Consider the following 5187-nt stretch of genomic DNA (forward strand, 5'->3'; position numbering starts at 1 on the left):
GGGGTGTGGCCCGCCCTTCGGGCGCTTCACACGGCTACCACAACGGGTTGATCGGCTGATCAGTTGAACGGTTGATCTTGCCGCTGGTTGGCTCCCCTCTCCCACTTGTAGGAGGGGCCGGGGGAGAGGGTGGGCGCTGGCCGAAGCGATGCCTTTGCGCCTACTGCTGCCTGTAGTCCACCAGCCGCACCGGCAAATCACCGTCTCGTTCGAGTTGATCCACCAGGCCGATTTCCCAGTTCAGGTAGGCGTGCATCTCGGACTTCCGGCGGTTTTCATCCTCGTAAGCGTAGGCGCTGTACCAGGCGTCTTCGTCGCCGGTCAGGACTCGCGCTGCGGCGGCCGTGCCGGCCTCGCCGGATTCCGTTGGCAGGCCAAGCGCTTGCCAGCGTGCGTTGCCGCCCAGCAGCGCGCGGACGTCGCGCTGGCTGGTGCGGCGCAACTCCGCTGCCACCGCTTGCGCCAGCACGCCGTCGGAAGACGTCACCACGATGATGTCGTCGGCACTGGCATGCTCCAGCACCAGCGCGACCTTCTCTGGCGTGGCGAACCATGCGCCGGGTAGGTGGCCGCGTCGGAATGCCAGGCTGCTATCCACGTCCACCACCGTTACCCCGCCCCGCGCTTGCAGCGTGGACAGCGATGCGGCTTCGATCCATGGTGCTTCGGCCTCGGAGGCGCGCAGCACGCGCACGGGCTCGGGGCCGGATTCGCGCGGTGCCAGCGGTGCCGGACGGAACAGGTAGACCTCGTGGCCGCTGAACTGGGCCAGCCAGGCTGCCGTGACCTGTGCGCGCACGCCGTCCCAGTCGGCCAGCACGATGCGGGCGCGGCGGGTGCCGGCGTAGGCGTCAGTGGCCTGCACCAGCTGGCCGCCGGGGGCGCTGCGCCAGCCCGGCAGGTGGCCTGCGGCGTATTCCTCGGGCGAGCGGACATCGAAGCGGTACAGCGTGCGGTCATCCACCTGCTGCGCGAAGGCAGCTAGCTGCGCCGCATCGATATGTTGCACGCCGGCGCGCTGCGCCACGCGGGTGGCCCGTTCACGCGCCGCGGCCTGGGCGGCTTCGCCGGGCTGTGGCGCGAAACGGGTCTGGCCGTGGTCGAGCTGGTAGCCGGCCAGCAGCCATGCCATGGTGCCGTCCTTGAGCGACACCACGCGATTGGGAATGCCAGCGTTGATCAGCGTCTGCGCGCCCACGATGCTGCGCGTGCGGCCGGCGCAATTGACCACCACCAGCGTCTCGGGATCGGGCGCGATCTCGCCAATGCGGTAGACCAGCTCGGCTCCCGGGCAGTCCACCGCGCCGKGGATGCTCATGTTCTGGAATTCCGTGAAGGGGCGGCTGTCCACCACCACCACGTTGTCGCCACGCGTCTGGTGCAGCTTGAGCGCCTCGGCGGTGATCCACGGCGTCTGCAGCTCGTGCTCGATCACTTCGCCGAAGGCTTTGCTGGGCACGTTGGTGCCGCTGAAGATCTCATAGCCGGCGGCCTGCCAGGCACGCGTGCCGCCTTCGAGCACGGATACGTTGGTATAGCCAAAGCGCAGCAGCTTGGCCGCGACTGCGTGGGCGATATCCTCGACCAGATCCGTCACCACGATGCGCGTGGTGCGGCGCGGCACCAGCCGGTCGATCGTGGTCTCGAGCCGGCCCAGCGGCGCGGGCACGGCGAACAACAGGTGCTCACGCGAGAAAGCGCCCTCTTCCCGCGCGTCGAGCACGGCGAGCTCCTCTCCCTCGGCGATGGCGCGCTTGAGCGCGGCCGGGCTCACCAGCGGATGGCGGATCAGCGCAGGCGCGGCAAAGGTGCGGTAGCTGTATTGCGTGCCACCCTCGGGCGCGGGGTCGAACTTCACACGCTCGCTCAGGCGGGACAACGTGAGGCCGTAGAAGTGCAGGTGCAAGCCAGGCGTATCGCCGATCAATTCGATGGTATGCACATCGGTGGGCGATAGCGTGATGGCATTGCCTGCCTGTACATCGAGCTGGCGTAGCGGTTCCAGCGTATCGAGCCCGGGCTTGCTGCCCTGGCTGCGATGAAAGATCACATTGCGCTCCACGCCGCGCACGCCGGCAATCACCGCCCAGGTGGTGTGGTCGTGCGGCGGCTGCGCCTTGCCCGGCAGGCCGGCCGAGGCGAACAAGGCAAAGCGGCCGTCCGGGTCTTCCGCCAGCCGGTAAATCGCGGCGGGCCTGGCCGCATCCACGGGGAAATGCGCCGGCGGGAACAGATGCGCCTGGCTGGCCAGCGCCACCAGTTCGTCGGCGATCGCGGCCAGCGGCGTCTTGTCGGCAGCGTGGCTGCCGGCAATCTCACGAGCACGGGCGATGAAGGCGGCGACCGCCGCGGCGCGGGCGCTGCTCACGTGGCCGGCAACGGCCGTGGCGTCGGCGTTTGGGTCGGCCTTTGCGTCAGTATCGGCCAAGGTCTGGGACAAGTCGGTAATGGTCATGGCAAGAAGCTCTTGAAAATGCTGGGCACGTTGAAGCCTAAAAGAACTTGCGCCTGGCGCTAACGAATCAGATCGCAGATCGTTATGCCGTGCCTGGCGTGGACATCATGCCGCCGCGGGTTGCCGCGCGCGGGCAAAGGCCACCAGCCACTCCACGCCCTGCGCGCACTCCTCGGCGGCGGCCACCAGGGCGATGCGGACATGGCCCGCGCCGGGGTTGTGGCCATTTACCGTGCGCGCCAGGAAGGCCTTGCACCAGATCAAAACCGAATATGCATCGGCGATATTGTTAGTTCTTCCCGGGTCGCGCACTCCGTAGAGTGGAGCATGGCCGCCACCTGCCACGGCATCGTATTCATTACAGGATCTCCCCCCATGACGACCCAGACCAATCAGACCAATCAGCAAAACCAGCGCAGTGCGGCCATTGCCGCCACCCTCGCCGAAGTCAGCGCACTGACGGCACAGCGCGAGGTGGATCGCGCCACGCTCGGGCAGGTCACCGCCGCGCTGCAGAAGCTGGCCGACCAGAAGGACCTGTTCGGCTTTGCCGATTTCCCGCCGCCCAGCGACGGCACCACCACCTCTACCCGCTACCGCCTGAGCGGGGAAGGCCAGTTGCCGGCGCTCTATCTCAATTCGATCGTGCCGGGCAAGAAGACCATCCCGCACAACCATGACACGTGGGCCGTCATCGTGGCCGTGCAAGGCGATGAGCTCAACCGCGTCTACCGCCGCACCGACGACGGCAGCAACCCCGAGCGGGCCAACATCGAACTGGAGCGCGAACTGGTGGTGCGCCCGGGCACGCCGATCAGCTTCCTGCCGCAGGACATCCATAGCATTCACGTGGTGGGCGACGCCCCCACGCTGCACTTCCACCTCTACGGCCGCCCACTCGAAACGCTGACGGGGCGCATCGGCGTGGAGCTGGAGACCGGGCGCATCGTCAACTACAACGCTACCCAGTTGAACCGCAGCGAGAAAGCAGCGGCCTGACATTGCGGCCAAGACGACAGCCCCATCCCTTGTTCACGCGGAGCACGCCATGACCCAATCCATCGACGCCGTCACCTTGCGCGRCTGGCTTAACGACGGCCAGCCCCTGGCGCTGTTCGACGTGCGCGAGCACGGCCAATATGGCGAGGGCCATCCCTTCTTCGCCGTGCCCCTGCCCTACAGCCGGCTGGAGCTGGATGTTGCCCGCCTGGCGCCGCGCCTGGCCGAGCGCATTGTGCTGTTCGACGACGGCGACGGCGTGGCCGGGCTGGCGGCACAACGGCTGGCTGGCCTGGGCTACAGCAATCTCACGCTGCTGGCGGGGGGCGCAGCGGCGTGGGCCGCGGCCGGCTACACCTTGTTCAAGGGCGTCAACGTGCCATCGAAGACGTTTGGCGAACTGGTCGAACACCAGCAGCACACGCCGCGCCTGAGCGCTGCTGAGCTGGTGGCGCGCCGCGACAGCGGCGAGCCGCTGGTGCTGGTGGATGGCCGCACCTTTGCCGAGCACCAGAAGATGACCATCCCCGGCGCGCACAGCCTGCCCAACGGCGAGCTGGCCCTGCGCCTGGCGACACTGCTGCCGGATGCGCAGACCACCGTGGTGGTGCACTGCGCCGGGCGCACGCGCAGCATCATCGGCGCGCAGACGCTGCGCAACCTTGGCCTGCCCAATCCCGTGCTGGCGCTGGAAAACGGCACGCAGGGCTGGTACCTGGCCGGCCACGTGCTTGAGCACGGCAGCCAGCGCCGCTACCCGGCGGCCCCGCCGGCCAGCGAGCTGGCCGAGGCGCGCGCTCGCTCGGCCCGGCTGCTGCAGCGTGCCGGCTTGCCCGCGCTGTCGGCCACGCAGGCGCAGCAGTGGCTGGACGACAACAGCCGCACCACCTACCTGCTGGACATCCGCACCGCCGAGGAATTCGCGCAAGGCTCGATCGACGGCGCGCGGCACGCGCCCGGCGGCCAGCTGGTGCAGGCCACCGACCAATACATCGGCGTGCGCGGCAGCCGCGTGATCGTGTTCGACGACGACGGCGTGCGCGCACCTGTGGTGGCCAGCTGGCTTTACCAGCTGGGCTATGAGAGCGCCGTGCTCGCGCACGGCGTCAACGCCGCCATCAAGGCGAGCGCGCCGCCGCGCACCCTGCCCGCCCACGCCCTGCCGGTGCTCGACGCCAACCTGCTGCGCGCGCTGCACGCGGAGGCGCCCGACGCGCTGCGCATCGACCTGCGAGACAGCGCTGAATATGCCCGCGGCCATGCCGAAGGCGCGGCCTGGTCGATCCGCCCGCGCCTGCCCGCCACGCTGGACCGCCTCGGCGCCACCCATGACCAGCCGGTCATCCTGATCGCAAGCGAGCCGCACGTCGCCAACCTAGCCGGGCGGGATCTGCTGGCCGCCGGCTACCGCCATGTGTACCGGCTGGCGGAGGGCTACCGCACCTGGCAGGCCGCGGGGCTGCCCGAAGCGGCCGAGCCGGTGGGGCTGCCGCCCGAAGCACGTATCGATTACCTGTTTTTCGTGCACGACCGGCACGAGGGCAACAAGGACGCCGCGCGCGCCTACCTCGCCTGGGAAACCGGGTTGATTGCCCAGTGCGCGCCGGATGAGCTGGGGCGCTTCCGCATTCTGGCGTCCGCAGGGCAAGCGGCAGACCAGAGCAAGGCGGCCTGATCGCACAAGCTCATGTTATGACATATTAATTTGATATATTTTATGCAATAACATAAAA

General features: G+C 68.4%; 4 protein-coding genes. 2 read left to right on the plus strand and 2 right to left on the minus strand.

Features of this window, described 5'->3' with window-relative positions; all coding sequences use genetic code 11:
* Window positions 1–160 precede the first annotated feature (160 nt).
* Entirely contained in the window at window positions 161–2455 is a 2295-nt protein-coding gene (locus tag AC1DS3_RS34885) for a rhodanese-like domain-containing protein (RefSeq protein ID WP_477128977.1), read from the minus strand.
* A 105-nt stretch (window positions 2456–2560) separates the two neighbouring features.
* Entirely contained in the window at window positions 2561–2719 is a 159-nt protein-coding gene (locus AC1DS3_RS34890; protein WP_441638710.1) for a hypothetical protein, read from the minus strand.
* A 111-nt stretch (window positions 2720–2830) separates the two neighbouring features.
* Here AC1DS3_RS34890 and AC1DS3_RS34895 point away from each other — a divergent pair, with 111 nt between their 5' ends.
* Together AC1DS3_RS34895 and AC1DS3_RS34900 are read left to right on the plus strand one after the other, a co-directional pair.
* Window positions 2831–3454, plus strand: coding sequence for a cysteine dioxygenase family protein (locus AC1DS3_RS34895; protein WP_441638708.1), 624 nt, complete (start codon window positions 2831–2833; stop codon window positions 3452–3454).
* A 49-nt stretch (window positions 3455–3503) separates the two neighbouring features.
* A complete protein-coding gene (locus tag AC1DS3_RS34900; protein ID WP_477128978.1) occupies window positions 3504–5129 on the plus strand; it encodes a rhodanese-like domain-containing protein in 1626 nt (541 codons plus the stop codon).
* Window positions 5130–5187 lie beyond the last annotated feature (58 nt).

The organism is Cupriavidus sp. 01L46, assembly GCF_056399905.1.

What these genes read in the sequence shown, in the direction of transcription:
- AC1DS3_RS34895 (WP_441638708.1), top strand. Translation starts at nt 2,831, where the DNA reads ATGACGACCCAGACCAATCAGACCAATCAGCAAAACCAGCGCAGTGCG.